This window comes from Spirillospora sp. NPDC049024 (assembly GCF_040649235.1).
In the GTDB taxonomy this organism is placed as follows: Bacteria; Actinomycetota; Actinomycetes; order Streptosporangiales; family Streptosporangiaceae; genus Spirillospora.
The window spans coordinates 387,586-407,435 of record NZ_JBEZFD010000002.1 but is presented as its reverse complement, the minus strand read 5'-3'; the positions used below and the strand labels follow the sequence as shown (position 1 = coordinate 407,435).

Below are 19,850 nucleotides of genomic sequence, written 5' to 3'. Positions count from 1 at the left end.
TCAGCCCCCTTTCCGCAGCACGTCCGGCTCGAGGTAGACGAGCCGGGCGATCGGCACCGCCGCGCGGATGCGGGCCTCGGCGTCGTTGATCGCGTCGGCGACCTCCCGCGCGTCGTCCTGGAGGTCGACGGCGACCTTCGCGGCGACCAGCAGCTCGTCCGGCCCGAGGTGCATGGTGCGCATGTGGATCACGGCGGGGACGTCGCGGCCCTCCAGGATCGCCTGCCTGATCAGCCGCACGTGCTCCGGGGTCGCCGACTCCCCGATGAGCAGGCTCTTGACCTCGGTGGCCAGCACGATCGCGATGGCCGCCAGCAGCAGGCCGATCGCGGCGGTGCCGATCCCGTCCCAGACGCCGTCACCGGTGACGAGGGTCAGCCCGACGCCCGCGAGCGCGAACACCAGCCCGATCAGCGCCCCGGTGTCCTCCAGCAGGATGACCGGCAGCTCCGGCGACTTGGAGCGGCGGACGAACTGCACCCAGCCCGCCCGCCCCCTGCTCCGGTTCGACTCGCGGACCGCGGTGCGCAGCGCCGCCCCCTCCAGGACGATCGCGACCAGCAGGACGGCGATCGGCACCCACTGCCACTCCTCGATCGGGTGCGGATCGGCGATCTTGTGCCAGGCCTCGTACAGGGCGAACAGCCCGCCCAGGCTGAACAGCACGATCGCCACCAGGAAGGCGTAGATGTAGCGCTCCCGCCCGTAGCCGAACGGGTGCTCCTCGGTCGCGTCCCGCTCCGCGCGCTTCCCGCCGATCAGCAGCAGCGCCTGGTTGCTGGAGTCGGCGACCGAGTGGATCGCCTCCGCCAGCATCGACGACGACCCCGTCAGCGCGAACGCCACGAACTTGGTGGCCGCGATGCCCAGGTTCGCGCCCAGCGCGGTGACGACGGCCTTGGTACTGCCTTCGGCGCTCACGGACTCCCCTGTCGTATCCCCGGAACGTCCGGCTAAGCGTAGGCGGTGATCGCGGGCAGCATGTCCTGAAGGGTTCGCCCCTGGCCGGGTTCGCCGCCGCGGCGCCGCGGGGGCGGCTCTTCGCGCGTCCGCGACCTGGCTGCTCGCTCATTAGTGTGGTTCCGGCAGATCCGCGTGGACAGGGACCGCGCTGACCGAAGGGCGGGGCATGGACGAGTTCGATGTCGTGGTGGTGGGGGCCGGGCCGACCGGGGAGAACCTGGCGGAGCGGGCCCACGCCGGCGGGCTCAGCGCGGCGGTCGTGGAGAGCGAGCTGGTGGGCGGGGAGTGCTCGTACTGGGCGTGTATGCCCAGCAAGGCGCTGCTGCGCCCGGCCGCCGCGCTCGCGGACGCGCGGCGGGTGGCCGGCGCGCGCGAGGCGGTCGGCGGGACGCTGGACGCGGCGGCGGTCCTCAGCCGCCGGGACGAGTTCACCTCGCACTGGAAGGACGACGGCCAGGTCTCCTGGCTTGAGGGCGCCGGGCTCGTCCTGGTGCGCGGCCATGGGCGGCTGGACGGGCCGAAACGCGTCGTGGTGCGGACCCCGGACGGCGGGCAGCGGGTGCTGACCGCCCGGCACGCGGTCGCGGTGTGCACGGGTACCCGTGCGGCGCTGCCCGACCTGCCCGGACTGGCCGAGGTCCGTCCCTGGACAAGCCGCGAGGCGACCGCCTCCGAGCGGGTTCCGCCGCGGCTCGCGGTCGTGGGCGGCGGCGTGGTGGCGTGCGAGATGGCCACGGCCTGGCGGGCGCTGGGCAGCGAGGTGGTGCAGCTGGTGCGCGGGTCGCGCCTGCTGCCCCGGATGGAGCCGTTCGCGGGAGAGCTGGTGGCCGAGGGCCTGCGCGCGGCCGGGGTCGACCTGCGCTTCGGCACGTCCGTCACCGCCGCCCGCCGCGACGGAGCGGTGGTGCTCACCCTCGACGGCGGCGAGACGGTGACCGCGGACGAGGTCCTGTTCGCCACCGGACGGGTCCCGGCGACGGCCGACCTCGGGCTGGAGACCGTCGGGCTGGCCCCGGGCCGGTCGATCGAGGTCGACTCCACCGGGCTGGCGGCCGGCGTGTCCGGCGAGTGGCTCTACGCGGCGGGCGACGTCAACGGCCGCGCGCTGCTGACCCACCAGGGCAAGTACCAGGGGCGGATCTTCGGGACGGTGATCGCCGACCGCGCCGCCGGACGGCCGCTCGACACCGCCGACTGGGGGCGCAGCGTGGCGACCGCGGACGAGCGGGCGGTGCCGCAGGTCGTCTTCACCGATCCCGAGGCCGCGGCCGTCGGGCTCAGCCTGGAGGAGGCGAACCGGGCCGGGCACCGGGTGCGGGCGGTCGACTACGACCTCGGCGGCGTGGCCGGGGCCTCGCTGTACGCCGACGGCTACCAGGGGCGCGCCCGCGCGGTGGTCGACCTCGACCGCGAGACGCTCCTCGGCGTCACCTTCGTCGGCGCGGGCGTGGCCGAACTGCTCCACTCGGCCACGGTCGCGGTCGCCGGCGAGGTCCCGATCTCCCGCCTGTGGCACGCCGTCCCGTCCTACCCCACGATCAGCGAGATCTGGCTCCGCCTCCTGGAGGCCTATCGCGGCTGAGCCCGTCCGGCGGCCTGCGAACCGGCCGAACTGTCCTCGGACAACCGGCCGTCGGTCATGGAGTACACGCGGTCGGCGGCGGTGAGCCGGGCCAGGTCGTGGGTGACCATGACCGTGGCCAGCCGCCGGTCGCGGGTGAGCCCGTCCAGCAGCTCGACGACCTGCTCGCCGCGGTGGTGGTCGAGGGCGCTGGTGGGCTCGTCCACGAGCAGCACCTCCGGGCCGTTCATCAGCGCGCGGGCGATGTTGACCCGCTGGCGCTCGCCGCCCGACATCTGGTGCGGCCGCTTGTGCTCCATGCCGGCGAGGTCCACGGCGGCCAGGAGTTCGCGGGCCCGGGCGGCGGCCCGCCGCGGCGACCGGCCGGCCATGTGCGCCATCACCGTCAACTGGTCGAGGGCCGTCAGCGAGGCCGGCAGGTTGGGCTGCTGGAAGACGATGCCGATGTGGTCGCGGCGCAACCGGGTCCGTTCGGCGGGACGCAGCCCGGTGGTCTCCCGGCCCGCCACCAGCACCGTCCCGGAGGCGGGGGCGATGAGCGTCGCGGCGACGGCCAGCAGGCTCGACTTGCCGGATCCGGACGGCCCGACGACCGCGGCGAACTCGCCGGACCCGACCGCCAGGCTCACGTGGTCGAGCGCGGTGAGGGTGCGGTCCCCGTCGGGATAGGTCAGGACGACGTCGGTGAGGGCCAGGCTCATCGTGCGGCTCCCAGCGCGGTCAGCGGATCGACAGAGGTGATCTTGCGGATGGCCAGCGCGGCGCCCGCCGCCCCGAGGACGACCATCACCGCGACGGGCAGCACGGTGGTGGCGGCCGAGACCACGAACGGGACCCGGTCCCCGATGGCGAGCCCCGCCAGTCCGCCGACGGCGCCGCCGAGCCCGGCCCCGGCCAGGAGCACCAGGACGGCCTGGGCGAGCGCGTCGCGCAGCAGGTAGCCGGTGCTCGCGCCGAGCGCCTTCAGCACGGCCACGTCGCCGCGGCGCTGGATCGTCCAGACCGTGAAGAACGCGCCGATGACCAGCGCCGAGATGGCGAACAGGAAGCCCCGCATGAGTTGCAGCGACCCGTTCTCGGAGGAGAACGACGGGATCGCGGACTTGGCGTCCCCCTGGGCGATGGTGGTGGTGCCGAGCCGCCGGTCGGCCGCGTCCAGGTCGGCACGGCCGGTCTCGCGGAGCAGCAGGACGGTCGCGGCCCGGTCGCCGCCGGACGGTTCGAGGGCGCGCCAGTCGTCGATCCCGATCCAGGCGACCGGCGTGTGGCTGTAAGAGGAAGCACCGCCCGTACCCGCCACGGTGAGCCCGTGCCCGAAGACCTGCACCCTGTCGCCGGCCGCCAACCCGGTGTTCTTGGCCATTTCCTCCGACAGCACGACCTGCCCGGACGCGGGCGGGTGCGCCCGGTTCCCCGGAGCGACCCCGAAGAGCGCCGCCGGCGCGCCGCGCTCACCGGACGGGCCGAAGGACATCCGGCCCATCGAGATGCCGAGCGGCTCGGCCCTCACCCCCGGGACGTCCCGCCAGCCCTTCGCCGTCGCCGTACCGATCCGGCTCCCCGAGAAGGTGGCCTCACCGCCGAAGACGATGTGGTCGGCGGGCAGGTCCTCGACGGCCGAGGCGCTGTCGCGCGCCAGCCCGGCCGTCAGCCCGGACAGCAGGGTCACCAGCAGCGTGATGAGCAGCACGACCGACCCCATGAGCGCGAACCGCCCCTTGGCGAACCGCAGGTCCCGCAGTGCCACGAACACCGGCGCCCCCGTTCCACGTGATCTGGGATTGACGTCTCCCAGCGTGCGCCGCGGGCCCGTCCCGGCACATCGTGCGCCGGGACGCGCGGAACGCCTTCTTCCGGACGGCCGGACATCAACCTTTCGATCGATGCGACCAGGGGAACCCGTCGCCTACGCTGAGTGAGAAATGCCGAACGATCCGTTCTCGCCGGCGGTGCGGCTGCTCGGCTGGGCCGTGCACGGCACCTTCCTGGTGCTGCTCGCGATCGCCCTGGTGCGCACGCTGCACGACGGGCAGGCGGGGGCGGCGGCCGGGGGCCTCGCGCTCGGCGTCCTCTACGCCGGCGGGGTGGTCTGGGCCGGACGGCACCGGACGCCTCGTCCGGTCCCCGCCCGGTTGTGGCTCGCGCTGCTCACCGCGGGCTGGGCGGGGCTGGCCCTGGCGTCGCCCGACTTCGTCTGGCTGGCCTTCCCGCTGTTCTTCCTCTACCTGCACCTGCTGCCGCTGCCCGCCGCGCTGCCCGGCGTCGTGCTGCTGACGGCCGCGGCGGTCGCGGCCGTGGCCTGGCACGGCGGCGGGGTCACGCTGGCGGAGGTGCTGGGCCCGAGCATCGGCGCCTCGGTCGCCACGCTCATGGCCCTCGCCTACCGGGCCCTGTACCGGGAGAGCGAGCAGCGCCGCCGGCTCATCGAGGACCTCGTCCGCACCCGCGAGAAGCTCCTCGGCGCGGAGGCCGACGCGGCGCGGCTCACCGAGCGCGAGCGCCTGGCCCGCGAGATCCACGACACGCTCGCCCAGGGGATGTCCAGCATCATCCTGCTGCTGCGCGCCGCCCGCCGCGACCTCGACACCGACCGGGGCGCGGCGCTCGGACGGCTGGCGGAGGCCGAGCAGGCCGCCGCCGAGAACCTGGAGGAGGCCCGCAACTTCGTGCGCGCGCTGGCCCCGCCCGCCCTCCAGCGCTCGTCCCTGCCGGACGCGCTGCGCCGTCTCACCGAGTCGGCCGCCGCCCGTTCCGCGGCCCGCATCCGCTTCGAGGTGTCCGGGTCCCCCGCCGAACTCCCGGTCGACTACGAGGTGGCCCTGCTGCGCATCGCCCAAGGAGCCCTCGGAAACGCCGCCAGGCACTCCGGCGCCGAGAACGTCGGAGTCACCCTGACCTACCTCGACGACATGGTGGTGCTGGACGTCTACGACGACGGCCGCGGCTTCGACCCGGCGGCGGGCGGCGGGCGTCCACCGGAGGACGGGCCGGGCACCGGCTACGGGCTGCGGACGATGCGCGACCGGGCCCGCGCGCTGGGCGGGGCGCTCACCGTCGAGTCGGCCCCTCGGGAGGGGACGGCCGTGGTCGCGACCCTGCCGCTGCCCGACGGCGAGGAGCGGCGGTGAGCGGGCCGATCCGCATCCTGCTGGTGGACGACCATCCCGTGGTGCGCTCCGGGATCCGCGCCATGCTCGCCGACCAGCCCGACTTCGTGCTGGTCGGCGAGGCCGCGACGGGGCAGGAGGGCGTCGAGGAGGCGCGCCGCCTCTCCCCCGACGTCGTGCTCATGGACCTGCAACTCGGCACCGGGATCCACGGCAGCGAGGCCACCCGCCAGATCACCGCCGCCGGGCCGGACGCGCCGCGCGTCCTCGTGCTGACCACGTTCGACACCGACTCCGACATCCTCGCCGCCGTCGAGGCCGGCGCCACCGGCTACCTGCTCAAGGACGCGCCCCCGGACAGGCTGTTCACTGCGATCCGGTCGGCCGCGGCCGGCGACAGCGCGCTCGCGCCTAGCGTCGCCTCGCGCCTCCTCGGCCGGATGCGCTCGCCCACCGCGACGCTGACCGCCCGCGAACTGGAGGTGCTGCGGCTGGTCGCCGAGGGGCTCTCGAACCGGCAGATCAGCAAGCGGCTCTTCCTCAGCGAGACCACGATCAAGACGCACCTGGTGCACATCTACGCCAAGCTCGGCGTCGACTCCCGCACGGCCGCGGTCGCCGCCGCCACCCGCCGCGGCCTGATCCGCCCGACCTGACCCGCCTCCCGCACCGCGCCGCCGGGGCCGATTGCTCAGACCCGGGCCTTCTCCGCGGCTTTGACCGGGGTGGGCTTTGCGGGGCGGTGGCCGGGCATCCACCAGTTGGCCCTGCCGCACAGTTCCATCACCGCGGGGACGAGGATCATCCGGACCACGGTGGCGTCGATGAGGACGGCGACGGCCATGCCGAGGCCGATCTGCTTGACCGACACGTCGGAGCCGAGCAGGGACGTCCCGAAGACGGCGATCATGATGGCGGCCGCGGCCGTGATGACCTTGGCGGTGCGGGCCAGCCCGCGGGTGACGGCCGCCCGGGTGTCGCCGGTGCGCTCGTACTCCTCCCGGACCCGCGAGATCAGGAACACCTCGTAGTCCATGGACAGGCCGAACAGGAGCGGGAACATCATCATCGGGACCCAGGTCGTGATCGGCATCTCGGTGGGGAAGCCGAGGGCCGAGCCGAGCCATCCCCACTGGACGACCGCGACCAGCACGCCGTAGGCGGCGCCGATCGACAGCAGGTTCATCACCGCGGCCTGCACCGCGATCGTCACCGACCGGACGAGCGCGATCAGCAGCACCAGGGACAGGGCGAGGACGACCGCGACCATCAGGGGCAGGCGCGCGCCGACGTCCTCCGCGACGTCGATCGCGGCGGCGTTGGGCCCGCCCACCTGGACCTCGGCGCCGCCGGGCGCCTTGGGCAGGACGTCGTCGCGCAGCTCGTGCACCAGGTCGGCGGTCGCCTCGTCCTGCGACCCGGTCTTCGGGAAGGCCATGAACGTGGCGGCCCGCCCGTCCTCGCTGATCCGGGCCGGAGTGACGGAGGCGATGCCGCCGGTCCTGCCGACCGCCTCGACGACGGGACGCAGATCGGCGTCCGCCGAGCCGATCCGGGCGGCGAAGATCAGGGGCGCGCCGTAGCCGGGGCCGAAGCCCTCGGAGAGGATCTCGTAGGAGGTGTAGCTGCTCCGGTCGCGCGGCTGGACGCTGGCGTCGGGCAGGCTCAGCCGCATCGACAGCGTGGGAGCCGCGAGCACGAGCAGGCCGGCGCCCGCCAGGACCGCCGCGAGCAGCGGCCGGCGCTGCACCGTCACGGCCCACCGCTCGGCCGGGGGGCGCCGCTCGGCGGAGCGCGGGCGGGGCGCGCGGCGCGGCAGCCGCAGCGAGTCGATCCGGTGGCCGGTGAAGCCGAGCAGCGCAGGCAGCAGGGTCACCGCGGCGACCATCGTGACCAGCACGGTCACCGACGCGGCGATGGCCACGCCGGTCATCAGCCGCTGCCCCATGACGACCAGGCCGAGCAGCGCGATCACGACCGTCGTGCCGGCGAACAGCACCGCGTGGCCCGCAGTGGTGATGGCCCTGACCGCGGCGCTCTCGGGCTCGTCGCCGTCCTGGCGCGCCTCCCTGTAGCGGGTCACGATGAACAGCGCGTAGTCGATGCCGACGCCGAGCCCGACCATCGCCGCGACGAGCACGGTGAAGTCCGGCGAGGGGACGAGGTATCCGACCAGCCTGATCAGGGCGATGCCGCCGAGGATCGCCATCAGCGCCGTCATGATCGGCAGGCCCATCGCGACCAGGGATCCGAAGGAGACGAACAGGATCACCGCCGCGGTGAGGATGCCCACGCCCTCGGTCGGCCCCTGCGGCGGCGTCTCGGCCTTCTCCGCCCGCTCGCCGCCGAGGCCCAGCGTCACGCCGTCGCCGGAGGCGTCCTTGACCTCGTCCACGAGGGGCTTGACGGCGGTCTTCTTCACCTCCTTGTCGGTCAGCGGGATGGTCATGCGGGCGATGCGGCGGTCCGGCGTCACCTGGGCGGCGTCCCGGTACGGCGAGGTCACCGGCCCGGTCAGGGGCGAGGCGTCCAGGTCGGCGACGACCTTCTCGATCCGCCGCCGGGCGGCGGGGTCGTCGATCCCCTTCGACGCCTTGATCGCGAGGGTCAGCGTGTCGCCCTGCCGCTCGGGGAAGTGCCGCTCGATCAGCGCCTGCGCCTTGGCGGATCCGGAGTCCCCGCCGGAGAAGTCGTTGTCGGAGGCGGCGCCGTAGCCGAAGCCGGCGAAGGCCACCGCGGCCACGCCGAAGATCCAGGCCAGCAGGACCAGGCGGCGCCGCCGGTGGCAGAACCGGGCCAGCGCCGCGAGGGCGCCGTCCGTTCGCGGAATGGAGGAATGATCGCTCATGGCGGCGATCGTCGCGCCGGCGGGGCGTCCGCCGCGTCTGCCGACGATCGGCCGCGCCTACACGATCGGGCGTACGCCGTCCGGGCGGCGCTACACCGGACGGAGTAGCAGGTCACGCGGTTGAGCGCAGCGGCGCCCGCGCACCGGCTCGGTACGATCGCGTCATGGAACGCCATACCGGGCCGTTCTCCCTGCGTGCGGTGACGCACGACACGCTGCTCGCGCTCTTCGTCACCGTGATGCAGGTGCAGGGGACGGTCGCCCGCGTCGCCGCCGAAGGGGCGACCCGCCCGCTCGCCGACCTGGGGAACCTCGGGTACGCGCTGCTGGCGGTGAGCGGCCTGGTCCTGGTCGTCCGCCGCAGGTGGCCGGTGCCGGTGTTCGCCGCCACCGCCCTCGCCAGCCTCGCGTACTACGCCGTCGACTTCCCGGACGGGCCCGGCTGGCTCGGACTCTTCGTCTCCCTGTACACGCTCGCGGCCTACGGGGACGGGCGCCGCTCCCTGCTGATCGCCGGGACGGGGATCGCCGTGCTCGCCGCCGTCTGGCTGTACCAGGCGTCCGACATCGAGCCCCGGGCCGCCATCGGATGGGTGTTCTTCCGCATCGGCGCCTCGGTCATGAGCGCGGCGCTCGGCGAGTCCGTCCGGTCCCGGCGGGTCATCGCGGCCGAGGCGCAGGAGCGCGCGGAACTGGCCGAGCGGACCCGCGAGGAGGTGGCGCGGGCCCGGGTCGACGCCGAGCGCCTCCGGATCGCCCGCGAGGTCCACGACACCGTCGCGCACGCGGTCGCGATCATCAACGTGCAGTCCGGGGTCACCGCGCACGTGCTCGACAAGCGGCCCGAGCAGGCGCGCGAAGCGCTGCGGGCCATCGAGGAGACCAGTTCCCGGGCGCTGCAGGAGATGCGGGCCATCCTCGGCGTGCTCCGTGACGACGACGACGGGCGCGCACCGCAACCCGGCCTGGACCAGATCGACGAACTCACCGCGAAGGCGCGCGAGGCGGGGCTCGACGTCACGCTGGACGCGTCCCCGCCCACGGCGCCGCTGCCGGGCGCGGTGGGAAGCGCCGCCTACCGGATCCTTCAGGAGTCGGTCACCAACGTGATCCGCCACGTCGGGCCCACCCGGGTGACGGTCGCGCTGAATCCGGGGACCGACGCGCTGGAGATCCGCGTGACCGACGAGGGCCGCCGCACCGGAGGCGGGAACGGCTCCGCGCCCGGCGGTACCGACTCGCGCGGGCCGGGCCGCGGCATCCTGGGCATGCGCGAGCGCTGCCGGCTGCTCGGCGGCGAGTTCGACGCCGGGCCCACGCCGGGCGGAGGCTTCGAGGTGACGGCCCGGCTGCCCCTCGCACCGGCCGGGCGGCCGCGGTGAGCGCGGCGCCCGCGGCGCCCATCAAGGTGCTGCTCGCCGACGACGAGGGGCTCGTGCGGTCCGGGTTCCGGCTCCTCATCGACGTCGAGGACGACATCACCGTGGTCGCGGAGGCGACCGACGGCGCCCGGGCCGTCGAGCTGGCCCGCGCCACCTGCCCCGACGTCGTCCTCATGGACATCCGCATGCCGAACCTGGACGGCATCCAGGCCACGGCGCAGATCACCAAGATGCGGGGGCTGGAGGGCGTCCGGATCCTCATCCTCACCACCTACGACACCGACGCCTACGTCTTCGAGGCGCTGCAGGCCGGCGCCAGCGGCTTCCTGCTCAAGGACGCCGGACCGGCCGAGCTGCTGCACGCCATCCGCGTGGTCGCGGCCGGGGACGCCCTGCTCGCACCGCGGATCACCCGGCGGCTCATCGGCCGGTTCACCGCGCGGCACACGGCGTCCAAGGCCGCGCAGGACCGGCTCTCGGTGCTCACCGAGCGCGAGCGGGAGGTGCTGGCCCTGATCGGGCGGGGGCTGAGCAACCAGGAGATCGGCGCCGCACTGTTCATCAGCCCGGCCACCGCGCGCACCCATGTCAGCCGCGCGATGGCGAAGCTGGGCGCCCGCGACCGCGCCCAGCTGGTCGTCGCCGCCTACCAGACGGGACTCGTCGAGCCCGACGCATGACCGCGCGGCTCGCCGGGGGTCTGCTACGTCCCTGACGGTTCGGACGTGCCGCGCCCGCCGGCCGCCTCGCCACCGGCGGCCGGCCGTTCGATCAGGGCCTCGACGAGGCGGACGAGCGCGGCGCGCTGGCCGTCCGGGTCGTCGTCGAGGTCGGGCATCAGCATCCGCCGCAGTTGCGGGGTCGCGAACCACCAGCCGGCCAGGACGATGACGGCGTACAGCAGCTCCCGCGGCGCGAGCCGGGTGTCCAGGCGCCCCGATTCCTGCGCCCCGGCCAGCGCGGCGATCTTCTCGGCGTAGTGCGCGGTCCGCTCGGCCTCGGCCGCCACGGGCTCGTCGTCGGCGGTGTGGAGGCCCTCCCAGTGCAGCAGCCGGACGAAGTGCGGGTGCTCGCGGTGGTAGTCGAAGACCTGCCCGGCGTACTCGCCCAGGTCGGAGGCGGCGCGCTCGTCCAGCGGCACGGCCTCGGCCAGGCGCTCCAGCTCCGTGGTCAGCACGATCGCGAACATCTGCCGCTTGTTGCCGAAGTAGGAGTAGATCCGCTCCTTGTTCACCCCGGCCGTGGCCGCGATCCGGTCCATGCGGGCCGCCTCGGGCCCGTGGGCGGCGAACTCGGCGACCGCGGCGTCCAGGATGAGCCGCCTCGTCCTCGCGGTGTCCCATGCCATGACCCGAGCCTACCGCAATTACCAACTAGCGAGTTGGAATCTGGCGCCGGGTGTGGCAAACTCCAACTCACGAGTTGGAGTTTGGCGACTCAACGAACTACGAGCCCGCCGAACCACGAGCCCGCCGAACCACGAGGAGGCGCCATGCCGTCGCTCCGCCCCACGTCCGCCGCCGTCGCGGGTCCCTCGATCCACCTGCGCGCCGCGTTCACCTGGCTGGCCGTGTACCTGATGATCATGCTCACGCAGCTGCTGCTCGGCCCCCTGCTGGGATCGCTTTCGCTGCCGCTTCGAACGCTGGTGGTGACCGGCGTGGTCGTGCCCACCGTCGTGTACGCGCTCGTCCCCGCGATTCTGCGGACCTACGCCGCGCTGCGGCGCCGCGCAGCGGAACGTCGGACGCCCGTGGAAGAAATCTAGCCCGCCCACCGCGCCGCCGATCGCCTTCGGGACGCCCGCCCTTTCGGACGGGACGCCGGACGCTTCGATCCGGCGACCATGTGTCTGGATCGAGATAAGGAGCGGTGGGCGATTCAGGTGGTGCCGGGTCGTCCGCCAAGCCCCCAAGGGATGCCGGAGCTGGTCATTTCGAAGCAGAAGGCCGAACTGGACCGCTCGACAGTTCGGCGCCGTTCAGGAGGCGTCCTGGCGCGCGTTGGGAACCAATGGCGAAGGCCGCGCACTGGCCTGGTCGCCGGCGACCGTCGCGAACGCGTGCCGGAGGGTCGGGCTGATGAGCATGTGCGCGTCGAGGCCCGTGCGTTGGAGGATCCGGTGGCACACCGGGCTCGGGCGGCTGAGGACCAGCCGGCCGCGCTGGGCCGTGACGGCCTTCCAGACGCCCACCAGGGCACCCAGCCCGGAGGAGTCGCAGAACTTCACATCCTGCAGATCCAGGACGATTCTCCAGGTGGTGGAACAGTGAGAAAGAACATGCTCCCGGAAGCCGTCGGCCGTGAGGTAATCGATTTCACCGTCCACCCGGACGAGAAGGCAGGTATCGCGGTTCTCGATGCCGATCCGAAGCCTGTCGTGAGGATCGTGCCATCGTCGTGGCGACGTGTGATTTCCGTCTTGTACCGCGTCCATCACCGGACTCCACCTCCTGTGGAGGCGAGGCTACCCCGGAACGCGGACGGCATTCCTGAGGCCCCGACCACACCCGCTGACCTCGGTGCTTACCGGCCTTGTCCAGGCCCGCAAGGGGAAACCGCACGAATCTTTGCCTTCCGGCAACTGTCTTGTTGTGGTTAGGGTGGTGGCGAGGACACGATCCTCGTTCAGCGGCTCAGTGCAGGAAGGAAGTGGTCCCGCCGCAGGCTGCGACGTGATGGAACTGACCCAAGGCATAGACGGCACTCAGCGCGTTCTCGACCCGGCGCTGGGGCCCGGCCCCTACCCCGCGCTCGCGGTGGACCCGACCGGCACCGTCATGCGGCTCAACGACGCGGCGCGCCTGCTGCTCGGCATGCTGCCGGGCACACGGCTGGACGACGCGGCGCCCGCCTGGCTGGCCGAGGCCCACCACTCCCTGACCGAGACCCCCCTCTCCGACGTGGCGGCCGACGATCTGCCGCAGACCGGCGCATCGCGGCCCGGCCCCCTCGCCGACGGCCCCATCGGCGACCGCGTCTTCGAGGCCCACGGCGTGCCCGACGAGGGCACGGGCGCCCCCGACGCGCAGCCCGGCATCGCGCCGGGGACGGTCTGGTGGCTGTTCGACGTCACCGCGCACCGGCGGCTGGAACGCGAACTCGCCGACGAGCGGGAGCGGACGGCCTTCCTGGCGGAGGCGTCCGGCCAGTTGCTGGCGTCGCTGAACTTGGAACGGTGCATGGAGGTGACCGTCCAGCTGGCGGCGCGGTACCTCGCCGACGCCGCACTGGTGATCGCGCCCGGTCCCGGGCGCGCCTACCCCGTCTCCTACTGCGGCCCGGACGGCGAGGTGGACCACCAGCAGCTCCTCGTCGACCCCGCGGAGGTGCCGGGGCTCGCGGAGGCGATGCAGGGCTTCCCGCCGGTGCCGTCGCGCTGGCTCGACCCGACCGCCGCGCCCTCCTGGATCGTCCGCACGGACCTGGGCGACCTCGGCGCGATGGTGGTCACCGCCCTGCCGGGGCAGGGCATGCCCGCCGGGGCGCTGGTACTGCTCCGCCGGGGCGGGCGGCGCGCGTTCTCCGAGGGCGAGGAGACCATCGCTCGCCTGTTCGCGGCGCGGGCCGGCGCGGCCATGTCGGCCGCCCGCGTGTACGCCGAGCAGGCGTCCATCACCGACACGCTGATGCGCGACCTGCTGCCGCCGCGCACCAGGGAGCTGGAGGAGGTGGAGCTCGCGGCCCGCTACCGGCCGGCGGGCGCCGGCGAGCGCGTCGGAGGCGACTTCTACGACCTGCACCCTGCGGCCGCCGACGGCTCCGGCGCCGAGCAGGAGTCGCTGGTCGTGCTGGGGGACGTGTGCGGCAAGGGCCTGGAGGCCGCCGTGCTCACCGGCAAGATCCGCAACACGCTGCAGGCCCTGCTTCCGCTGGCCGGCGACCACAAGCGCGTGCTGGAGCTGCTGAACGGGACCCTGCTGAACAGCGAGTCCACCCGATTCGTCACCCTCGTGCTGGCGTCGGTCCGGCGCGAGGGCAACCTCGTGCGGCTGCGGCTGACCAGCGCCGGCCATTCCCGCCCGCTGATCGTGCGGGCCGGCGGCGAGGTCGAGGCCCCCGACACGGGCGGGTCGCTGATCGGCGTGCTGGACAAGATCTCGTCCACGACCGCGACCGTGCTGATGGAGCCGGGCGACACGTGCCTGCTCTACACCGACGGCATCACCGAGGCCTTCGGCGGGCCGCTGGGCGACGAGATGTTCGGCGACGAGCGGCTGAGCGGTGAACTCGCCCGCTGCGGGGGAATGCCCCCGGAAGCGCTCGTCGAACGGGTGCACATGCTCGCCGCCGAATGGGTGGGCACGGGCAAGCACGACGACATGGCCGTGGTCGCCATCACCGCTCCCCGGCGCTTCCACCTCAGCGCCGTAGGGGGGCAGGGACCAGGGAGGTTCACCGCGTGACGAGGCCCGCAGAGCACCACGGGCCGCCCCCGGAGCTCGACGGCTGGACGGACGCGCTCTGGGACGCCCTCCTCGCCGGCGACGAGTACGCGGCCGCCGACGCGGTGACCGCCGCGCTCGACCACGGGATGGACGCCGAGACCGTCCTGCTGGACGTCATCGCTCCGGCGCAGGCCCGGGTGGGCCGGGAGTGGGCGGCGAACCGGCTCACGGTCGCGCAGGAGCACACCGCGACCGCGATCAACGAGCGGACGATCGCGGCGCTGGCGCACCATCCGGCCGTCCGCGAGGCCATGGCGCGGCACCGCGCCGAACCGCGCGGCCGGGTCGCGGTGGCGTGCATCGACGGGGAGTGGCACGCCCTGCCCGCGCGGATCCTGGCCGAGGTGCTGCGGCTGCGCGGGTGGCAGGTCGACTACCTCGGCGCCCAGGTCCCGACCCCGCACCTGATCTCCCACGTGCACCGGGCGAACCCGGCGGTGGTGGCGCTGTCGTCCTCGATCGCCACCCGGCTGCCGGCCGCGCACGCGGCCATCACCGCCTGCCAGGCGACCGGTACGCCCGTCATCGTGGGCGGCGCCGCGTACGGGATCGACGGCCGGTACGCCTCCCTGCTCGGCGCCGACGGCTGGGCCCCCGACGCCCGCGCCGCCGCCGACCAGCTCGCGGAGGGGCCGCTGCCGAAGCCGCCGCCCCTGCACCAGGTCATCGACGACCTGCCGCACCTGGCCGACCAGGAGTACACGCAAGTCAGCCGGACCTCGCGCAAGCTGGTGCGGCACGTGATGGCCGAGCTCCCGGCCCGCTTCCCGGCGATGGCGGACTACACCGACGAGCAGCTCCGCCACACCGCCGAGGACATCGCCCACATCGTCGACTTCCTCGCCACCGCCCTCTACGTGGACGACCCCGGCCTGTTCACCGGGTTCATCGAGTGGACGGCGGGCATCCTCACCGCAAGGGGCGTGCCGGCGAAGAGCCTCCTGCCAGGGCTGGAGCTGCTGGCGGAGCAACTCGTCGACTACCCCCGGGCCACGGGGATGCTCTCCAGCGCCTGTGAGTCGCTCCGGCAGCCGGTGCCGGACGCCGCCGACGCCGATACGGACGCGCCGGGCGGTTCCGCCGGAGAAAGGACCGCATGACCGCCTTTGTTCCCGATACTCCGCTGCGTGTCGTCGCGACCCTCCCCGGGCCGCGGGCGCTGCGGATCGAGATTGAGGGCGACCTGGACTTCTACACCGCCGACACGCTGGTGGCGACCGTCCGCAGGCAGATGGAGGACCACCCGGACGTCCGCGACCTGGAGCTGGCCTGCGGCGGGATGGGCATGTGCGACTCGGCCGGCCTGGCGGCCCTGCTGATGGTCCGCCGCCGGACGGCCGCCGCGGGCGTCGGCCTCGTGCTGAGCGGCCGGCCTCCGCAGCTCGACCGGCTCCTGCACCTCACGGGGACCTTCCAGCACCTCACCGGCGAGTCGGCCGAATCGGCTCAGGCCGCCGGGTCCGCCGAGAGCCAGGACCAAGAACCCGCCCAGTGACCTCCTGACGGCCCCCGGCGCTGCGGGTCAGGTCCCGGCCCGGCACGTCGTCGGCATTGGATGCCACGCCCAGGGAGCCCTGGGCAGGCGCGAGGACGCGTCGAGGAGCCCGCCCGGTGAGCGCCGGCGGGCCCGCGCACTTTCCTTGCCCGTCTATTGCATTGTGCAACGGTCGGGCGTACCTTGGCCAAGTGGCCAAAGCGAATGGACGAGGCGTTCGGCCGACGAGTGCCGAGCAAGGCGCCGCCACCCGTGCGGCGATCCTGGAGGCGACCGCCGCCCTGATCGCCGAACTGGGGTGGGGGCGGGTCACCATGCGGGCGATCGCGGCGCGGGCCGGGGTGCCGCACGGCGTGATCAGCTACCACTTCCAGGGCAAGGACGACGTGCTCCGGCAGGCCGCCGTCACGGCGACGCTCCAGGCGCTCGCCGAGCCGTTGGAGGCGCTCGCGACGGCGAGCAGCGTCCAGGAGATGTTCGAGGGCACGCTCGCGTGGTTCGCGGGCGGCGGTCTCGAGGACCCGTCCGTGGGACTGCTGCTGGAGACCGCGCGCCAGTCCTCGCGCGATCCGGCCCTGCGCGAGCCCATCGCCGCGGCGACGCGGGAGTTCCGGGCCGCGCTCACCGAGCTGGTCCGGCGGGACCAGGAGCGCGGCGGCGTCACCGCGAGCGCGCCCGCGTCCGGCACGGCGACGGTGGTCGCCGCGCTCCTGGACGGGCTGCTGCTGCACCTGGTCATGGACCCCGAACTCGATCTGGCAGGCGCGGTCGAGGCCGTGCGAACCCTCCTGGGAGGCAAATGATGGGACGACGTCGCTGGGGCGCCCTCATGGCCGAGCACCGCCGGCTGGTGATCACCACCTGGATCGTGGTGCTGATCGCCTGCGGGGCGAGCTTCCCCCTCCTGACCAAGCAGCTCAAGTCACCCGACTACGGGGTGGACGGCGCGCCGTCCACCGCGGCCTCCCGGCTCGTCCAGCGGTACTTCGCCGGCCAGGGGGACGAGCAGGACGTCATCGTCTTCGACGCCGCGCGGGGCCGGATCGACGACCCGGCGCGCAAGGCCGCCGTCCAGAAGGTGGTCGGCGCGGCCCGCGGGGAGGAGGGCGTGGTCACCGTCATCGGCCCGTTCGACCCGCAGGCGAGAGGGCAGGTGGCGCCCGACGGGCGCGCCGCGATCGCGGTCGTCGGCCTCAAGGGCGACGGCCGCGAGCGGCCCGCCAGGGCGGCCGGCCTCCAGGACGCACTCGACAGGGCGGCCCCCGGTGACGGGGTGGCGGCCTACCTGACCGGCTACTCTCCGATCACCAACGACCAGACCGTCGTCGGGACGGCCGATGCCGAGCGCGGCGAGGCGATCGGCATGCCGATCGCGCTCGCGGTGATGGTGCTGGCGTTCGGGGCGGTGGCGGCCGCGGTGCTGCCGCTGGTGCTGTCCATGGCCGGGCTGGTCCTCACGTTCGGCGTCGTCTACCTGCTCACGTTCGGGTTCTCCTTCGACTCCTTCCTGCTGACCATCGTCACGATGATCGGGACGGGCATCGGCATCGACTACGCCATGTTCATCGTCAGCCGGTTCAGGGAGGAGCTGGCCCGGCGCGGGGTGACGCGGGGCGGGCCGCGCCGGCCGGAGGCCGTCGCGGAGGCCGCCGGGACGGCCGTCGCGACCTCCGGGCGGACCGTGCTGTTCTCCGGCGTCGTCGTCGCGATCTCGGTGTGCTCGCTGTTCGTCATGGAGGCCCCGGTCTTCCGGGAGATCTCCACCGGCGTGCTGATCTCGGTGGTGTGCACTCTCGCCGCCGCGCTGACGCTGCTGCCCGCCGTCCTCGCCGTCCTCGGGCCGCGGGTCGACGCCTGGTCGCTGCCCGAGCGGTGGCGCCCGGCCGACACTCGGTCCGGCGCGGGCGCCGAGCACGGCACGTGGGCGCGGTGGGCCCGGCTGGTGATGCGCAGGCCGGTCGTGTTCGGTCTGGCGGCCGCCGCCGTCCTGGTCGTCTGCGCGCTCCCGGTGCCCGGAGTGAAGTACGGCATCGACCTCGGCACCGCGTCCCTGGAGGGCCGGCCGACCGCCAGGGCGCAGACCGTCCTCGAACGCTCCTTCACCGCCGGGGCGGTGTCGCCGGTGCAGGTCGTGGTCACCGGTCCGGACGGCGCGGCGCTGGACGCCGCCGGGCAGCGCCAGGCCGCGCGGGTGGCGGCCCTCATCCGGCAGGACCGGCGGGTCGCCGACGTGGAGTCCCTGCCCGGTTCCGGACGGGTGCTGATCAACGCGGTCCCCCGGGTGCCCATCGACTCGCCCGCCGCCACCCGGCTGGTCAAGGACATCCGGAGCGGCATCGCGCCCGAGGCCGCCCCGGACCAGCAGGTGCTGGTGGGGGGCGCCACCGCGACCTTCGTCGACCTGTCCGAGGAGACCACCGGCAAGCTCCCCTACGTGATGGCGCTCGTGCTCGGCCTGTCGCTGCTGTTCCTGCTCGTGGTGTTCCGGAGCGTCGCGCTGCCGGTCAAGGCCGTGGCCATGAACCTGCTCGTCACCGCCGCGTCGGTCGGCCTCACCGTCTGGGTCTTCCAGCACGGCCACGGCGAGGGCCTGCTCGGCTTCCACAGCACCGGGTTCGTCCAGGTGTACCTGCCGATCACCGTGTTCGTGCTGCTGTTCGGCCTCTCGATGGACTACGAGGTCTTCCTCATCCGCCGCATGAAGGAGGCGTGGGAGGACGGCCACGACAACGCGACCGCCGTCGCCGCCGGGGTCGAGCACACGGCCCGCCCGATCGCGGCGGCGGCGGCGATCATGGTGGCGGTGTTCGGCGGCTTCCTGACCGCCGGGATCCTGGAGCTGAAGGAGTTCGGGCTCTCGCTGGCGACCGCGATCGCGCTGGACGCGACCCTGGTGCGGCTGGTGCTCGTCCCGGCCCTGATGAGGCTGTTCGGCGACTGGAACTGGTGGCTGCCCGGCGGGCTCGGCCGGCGGCTCCCCCGGTTCGGCGAGGAGGGGGCCCGGACGGCTCACCCGGAGGTCGGCCCGGCGGGGGCGTCCGGAGCCTGAACGCCGTCCACGAGGGCGGCGCCGGTGGCCGTCCGGTAGTACAGGACGGAGCGTCCGGCGCGGCGCCGGTCGATCAGGCGGGCGTCGGACAGCACCCGGAGGTGGCGGCCGACCGAGCCGAGCCCCTGCCCGCTGAGCGCCACGAGCTGCGTGGTGCTCAGCGGGGTCTCCAGCAGGACGAGGACGCGGGCGCGTCCGGGCCCGAGGAGGCGTTCGAGCGCCTGGGGGACGGGCGCGCCGCCCGCGCCCGCGAGCGGGGCCGAGCAGGGGTAGACGATCGCGTACCGGTCGGGTTCCGGCTCCTCCCAGGCCACCCAGCCCACGCGCGGGGTGACCGGGACGAAGAGCAGCCGGGCCCCGGAGACGTCGCGCGGCGGGTAGTCGAAGACGTTGATCTGCAGGCGGCCGTCACCGAGCCAGCGCATCCCCGGGTTCATGTCGTCCAGCGTGGCGGCCCACCCGCCGTGGCTCAGCTGCGCGGCGCGCGCGACCGCATCGGCCTCGATGACGCGTCGGCGGCGCTCCCAGTCGGGCTCGACGGTGTTCGTCCACACCCACTCCAGGAGGTCGGCTATCCGCTCGGGCGCGTCCGTGCGGCGCAGCTCGGCGGGCAGCGGCCCGCCGAACGAGACCTCCAGGTCGGCGTACGCGCGCTCGGGCGGCGTCTTGCGGACGGCGGCGAGCTCCTCGCGGAACGTCGGTGATCCCACTCCCGGATGCGGCGGCGTCAGGAGGTCGGCGATCCACCGGGTCCTGGCACCGAGGGCGGCGTCCAGCAGCGCGGCGGTGACGGGGTCGCGCCGGAGCATCCGCCGGTAGCAGGGCAGGTGGTTGTCGAGCCATGCCTGCTCCCCCGGGTGCGCGGCGGCGCCCTTCGCCAGCAGCTTCACGCAGGCCGTGGTCTCCGCGAGGGCCGAGACCACGAACCGCCCGCTCGCGAGCGTGTCCGCGTTGACCAGCCACCAGCCCATGTTTC

Annotated in this window: 18 protein-coding genes; 11 read left to right on the top strand and 7 right to left on the bottom strand. The window is 73.9% G+C overall.

What is annotated here, in order from left to right:
* The gene (locus AB0C21_RS04690; protein ID WP_500202695.1) at nucleotides 1–921 is read right to left on the bottom strand and encodes a cation diffusion facilitator family transporter; all 921 of its coding nucleotides are present in this window, start codon (nucleotides 919–921) and stop codon (nucleotides 1–3) included.
* A gap of 208 nt (nucleotides 922–1,129) precedes the next feature.
* Here AB0C21_RS04690 and AB0C21_RS04685 point away from each other — a divergent pair, with 208 nt between their 5' ends.
* Nucleotides 1,130–2,545, top strand: coding sequence for a dihydrolipoyl dehydrogenase family protein (locus AB0C21_RS04685; RefSeq protein WP_500202694.1), 1,416 nt, complete (start codon nucleotides 1,130–1,132; stop codon nucleotides 2,543–2,545).
* Here AB0C21_RS04685 and AB0C21_RS04680 read toward each other — a convergent pair.
* Both AB0C21_RS04680 and AB0C21_RS04675 read right to left on the bottom strand, forming a co-directional pair.
* Nucleotides 2,533–3,246, bottom strand: coding sequence for an ABC transporter ATP-binding protein (locus tag AB0C21_RS04680; protein WP_500202693.1), 714 nt, complete (start codon nucleotides 3,244–3,246; stop codon nucleotides 2,533–2,535). The genes AB0C21_RS04685 and AB0C21_RS04680 overlap by 13 nt on opposite strands.
* On the bottom strand, nucleotides 3,243–4,298 hold the full coding sequence (locus tag AB0C21_RS04675) for an FtsX-like permease family protein (RefSeq protein ID WP_500202692.1): 1,056 nt from the start codon (nucleotides 4,296–4,298) through the stop codon (nucleotides 3,243–3,245). The genes AB0C21_RS04680 and AB0C21_RS04675 overlap by 4 nt, the downstream gene beginning before the upstream one ends.
* Nucleotides 4,299–4,467: 169 nt before the next feature.
* On the opposite strand from AB0C21_RS04675, the gene AB0C21_RS04670 reads away from it, so the two are divergent.
* Together AB0C21_RS04670 and AB0C21_RS04665 are read left to right on the top strand one after the other, a co-directional pair.
* Entirely contained in the window at nucleotides 4,468–5,673 is a 1,206-nt protein-coding gene (locus AB0C21_RS04670) for a sensor histidine kinase (RefSeq protein WP_500202691.1), read from the top strand.
* Nucleotides 5,670–6,308, top strand: a complete 639-nt coding sequence (locus AB0C21_RS04665) for a response regulator (RefSeq protein ID WP_500202690.1) — start codon at nucleotides 5,670–5,672, stop codon at nucleotides 6,306–6,308. The genes AB0C21_RS04670 and AB0C21_RS04665 overlap by 4 nt, the downstream gene beginning before the upstream one ends.
* Nucleotides 6,309–6,343: 35 nt before the next feature.
* On the opposite strand, the gene AB0C21_RS04660 is transcribed toward AB0C21_RS04665, so the two are convergent.
* A complete protein-coding gene (locus AB0C21_RS04660) occupies nucleotides 6,344–8,500 on the bottom strand; it encodes an MMPL family transporter (protein WP_500202689.1) in 2,157 nt (718 codons plus the stop codon).
* Between the two features lie 164 nt (nucleotides 8,501–8,664).
* Here AB0C21_RS04660 and AB0C21_RS04655 point away from each other — a divergent pair, with 164 nt between their 5' ends.
* Both AB0C21_RS04655 and AB0C21_RS04650 read left to right on the top strand, forming a co-directional pair.
* The gene (locus tag AB0C21_RS04655) at nucleotides 8,665–9,882 is read left to right on the top strand and encodes a sensor histidine kinase (protein ID WP_500202688.1); all 1,218 of its coding nucleotides are present in this window, start codon (nucleotides 8,665–8,667) and stop codon (nucleotides 9,880–9,882) included.
* Nucleotides 9,879–10,562: a response regulator gene (locus tag AB0C21_RS04650; protein ID WP_500202687.1), complete on the top strand. Its 684-nt coding sequence runs from the start codon at nucleotides 9,879–9,881 to the stop codon at nucleotides 10,560–10,562. Before AB0C21_RS04655 ends, AB0C21_RS04650 begins: the two co-directional genes overlap by 4 nt.
* A 23-nt stretch (nucleotides 10,563–10,585) precedes the next feature.
* On the opposite strand, the gene AB0C21_RS04645 is transcribed toward AB0C21_RS04650, so the two are convergent.
* Nucleotides 10,586–11,230, bottom strand: a complete 645-nt coding sequence (locus AB0C21_RS04645; RefSeq protein ID WP_500202686.1) for a TetR/AcrR family transcriptional regulator — start codon at nucleotides 11,228–11,230, stop codon at nucleotides 10,586–10,588.
* A gap of 144 nt (nucleotides 11,231–11,374) precedes the next feature.
* On the opposite strand from AB0C21_RS04645, the gene AB0C21_RS04640 reads away from it, so the two are divergent.
* Nucleotides 11,375–11,650, top strand: a complete 276-nt coding sequence (locus AB0C21_RS04640; RefSeq protein ID WP_500202685.1) for a hypothetical protein — start codon at nucleotides 11,375–11,377, stop codon at nucleotides 11,648–11,650.
* Nucleotides 11,651–11,863: 213 nt separating this feature from the next.
* Here the strand turns inward: AB0C21_RS04640 and AB0C21_RS04635 are convergent, their stop codons facing one another.
* A complete protein-coding gene (locus AB0C21_RS04635) occupies nucleotides 11,864–12,319 on the bottom strand; it encodes an STAS domain-containing protein (protein WP_500202684.1) in 456 nt (151 codons plus the stop codon).
* A 241-nt stretch (nucleotides 12,320–12,560) separates the two neighbouring features.
* Here AB0C21_RS04635 and AB0C21_RS04630 point away from each other — a divergent pair, with 241 nt between their 5' ends.
* The 5 genes from AB0C21_RS04630 (at nucleotide 12,561) to AB0C21_RS04610 (ending at nucleotide 18,874) form a co-directional block, all read left to right on the top strand.
* A complete protein-coding gene (locus AB0C21_RS04630) occupies nucleotides 12,561–14,288 on the top strand; it encodes a PP2C family protein-serine/threonine phosphatase (RefSeq protein ID WP_500202683.1) in 1,728 nt (575 codons plus the stop codon).
* The gene (locus AB0C21_RS04625) at nucleotides 14,285–15,430 is read left to right on the top strand and encodes a cobalamin B12-binding domain-containing protein (protein ID WP_500202682.1); all 1,146 of its coding nucleotides are present in this window, start codon (nucleotides 14,285–14,287) and stop codon (nucleotides 15,428–15,430) included. Before AB0C21_RS04630 ends, AB0C21_RS04625 begins: the two co-directional genes overlap by 4 nt.
* Nucleotides 15,427–15,825: an STAS domain-containing protein gene (locus tag AB0C21_RS04620; RefSeq protein WP_500202681.1), complete on the top strand. Its 399-nt coding sequence runs from the start codon at nucleotides 15,427–15,429 to the stop codon at nucleotides 15,823–15,825. Before AB0C21_RS04625 ends, AB0C21_RS04620 begins: the two co-directional genes overlap by 4 nt.
* Nucleotides 15,826–16,016: 191 nt before the next feature.
* Complete coding sequence (locus AB0C21_RS04615) at nucleotides 16,017–16,628, top strand: TetR/AcrR family transcriptional regulator (protein WP_500202680.1); 612 nt, start codon at nucleotides 16,017–16,019, stop codon at nucleotides 16,626–16,628.
* Nucleotides 16,628–18,874, top strand: a complete 2,247-nt coding sequence (locus AB0C21_RS04610) for an MMPL family transporter (RefSeq protein ID WP_500202679.1) — start codon at nucleotides 16,628–16,630, stop codon at nucleotides 18,872–18,874. Before AB0C21_RS04615 ends, AB0C21_RS04610 begins: the two co-directional genes overlap by 1 nt.
* Here AB0C21_RS04610 and AB0C21_RS04605 read toward each other — a convergent pair.
* The gene (locus AB0C21_RS04605; RefSeq protein WP_500202678.1) at nucleotides 18,835–19,845 is read right to left on the bottom strand and encodes an ArsR/SmtB family transcription factor; all 1,011 of its coding nucleotides are present in this window, start codon (nucleotides 19,843–19,845) and stop codon (nucleotides 18,835–18,837) included. The genes AB0C21_RS04610 and AB0C21_RS04605 overlap by 40 nt on opposite strands.
* Between the last annotated feature and the right edge of the window lie 5 nt (nucleotides 19,846–19,850).

What these genes read in the sequence shown, in the direction of transcription:
- AB0C21_RS04685 (WP_500202694.1), top strand. Translation starts at nt 1,130, where the DNA reads ATGGACGAGTTCGATGTCGTGGTGGTGGGGGCCGGGCCGACCGGGGAG.
- AB0C21_RS04680 (WP_500202693.1), bottom strand. Translation starts at nt 3,246, where the DNA reads ATGAGCCTGGCCCTCACCGACGTCGTCCTGACCTATCCCGACGGGGAC.
- AB0C21_RS04670 (WP_500202691.1), top strand. Translation starts at nt 4,468, where the DNA reads ATGCCGAACGATCCGTTCTCGCCGGCGGTGCGGCTGCTCGGCTGGGCC.
- AB0C21_RS04660 (WP_500202689.1), bottom strand. Translation starts at nt 8,500, where the DNA reads ATGAGCGATCATTCCTCCATTCCGCGAACGGACGGCGCCCTCGCGGCG.
- AB0C21_RS04655 (WP_500202688.1), top strand. Translation starts at nt 8,665, where the DNA reads ATGGAACGCCATACCGGGCCGTTCTCCCTGCGTGCGGTGACGCACGAC.
- AB0C21_RS04645 (WP_500202686.1), bottom strand. Translation starts at nt 11,230, where the DNA reads ATGGCATGGGACACCGCGAGGACGAGGCGGCTCATCCTGGACGCCGCG.
- AB0C21_RS04640 (WP_500202685.1), top strand. Translation starts at nt 11,375, where the DNA reads ATGCCGTCGCTCCGCCCCACGTCCGCCGCCGTCGCGGGTCCCTCGATC.
- AB0C21_RS04635 (WP_500202684.1), bottom strand. Translation starts at nt 12,319, where the DNA reads ATGGACGCGGTACAAGACGGAAATCACACGTCGCCACGACGATGGCAC.
- AB0C21_RS04630 (WP_500202683.1), top strand. Translation starts at nt 12,561, where the DNA reads ATGGAACTGACCCAAGGCATAGACGGCACTCAGCGCGTTCTCGACCCG.
- AB0C21_RS04620 (WP_500202681.1), top strand. Translation starts at nt 15,427, where the DNA reads ATGACCGCCTTTGTTCCCGATACTCCGCTGCGTGTCGTCGCGACCCTC.
- AB0C21_RS04610 (WP_500202679.1), top strand. Translation starts at nt 16,628, where the DNA reads ATGGGACGACGTCGCTGGGGCGCCCTCATGGCCGAGCACCGCCGGCTG.
- AB0C21_RS04605 (WP_500202678.1), bottom strand. Translation starts at nt 19,845, where the DNA reads ATGGGCTGGTGGCTGGTCAACGCGGACACGCTCGCGAGCGGGCGGTTC.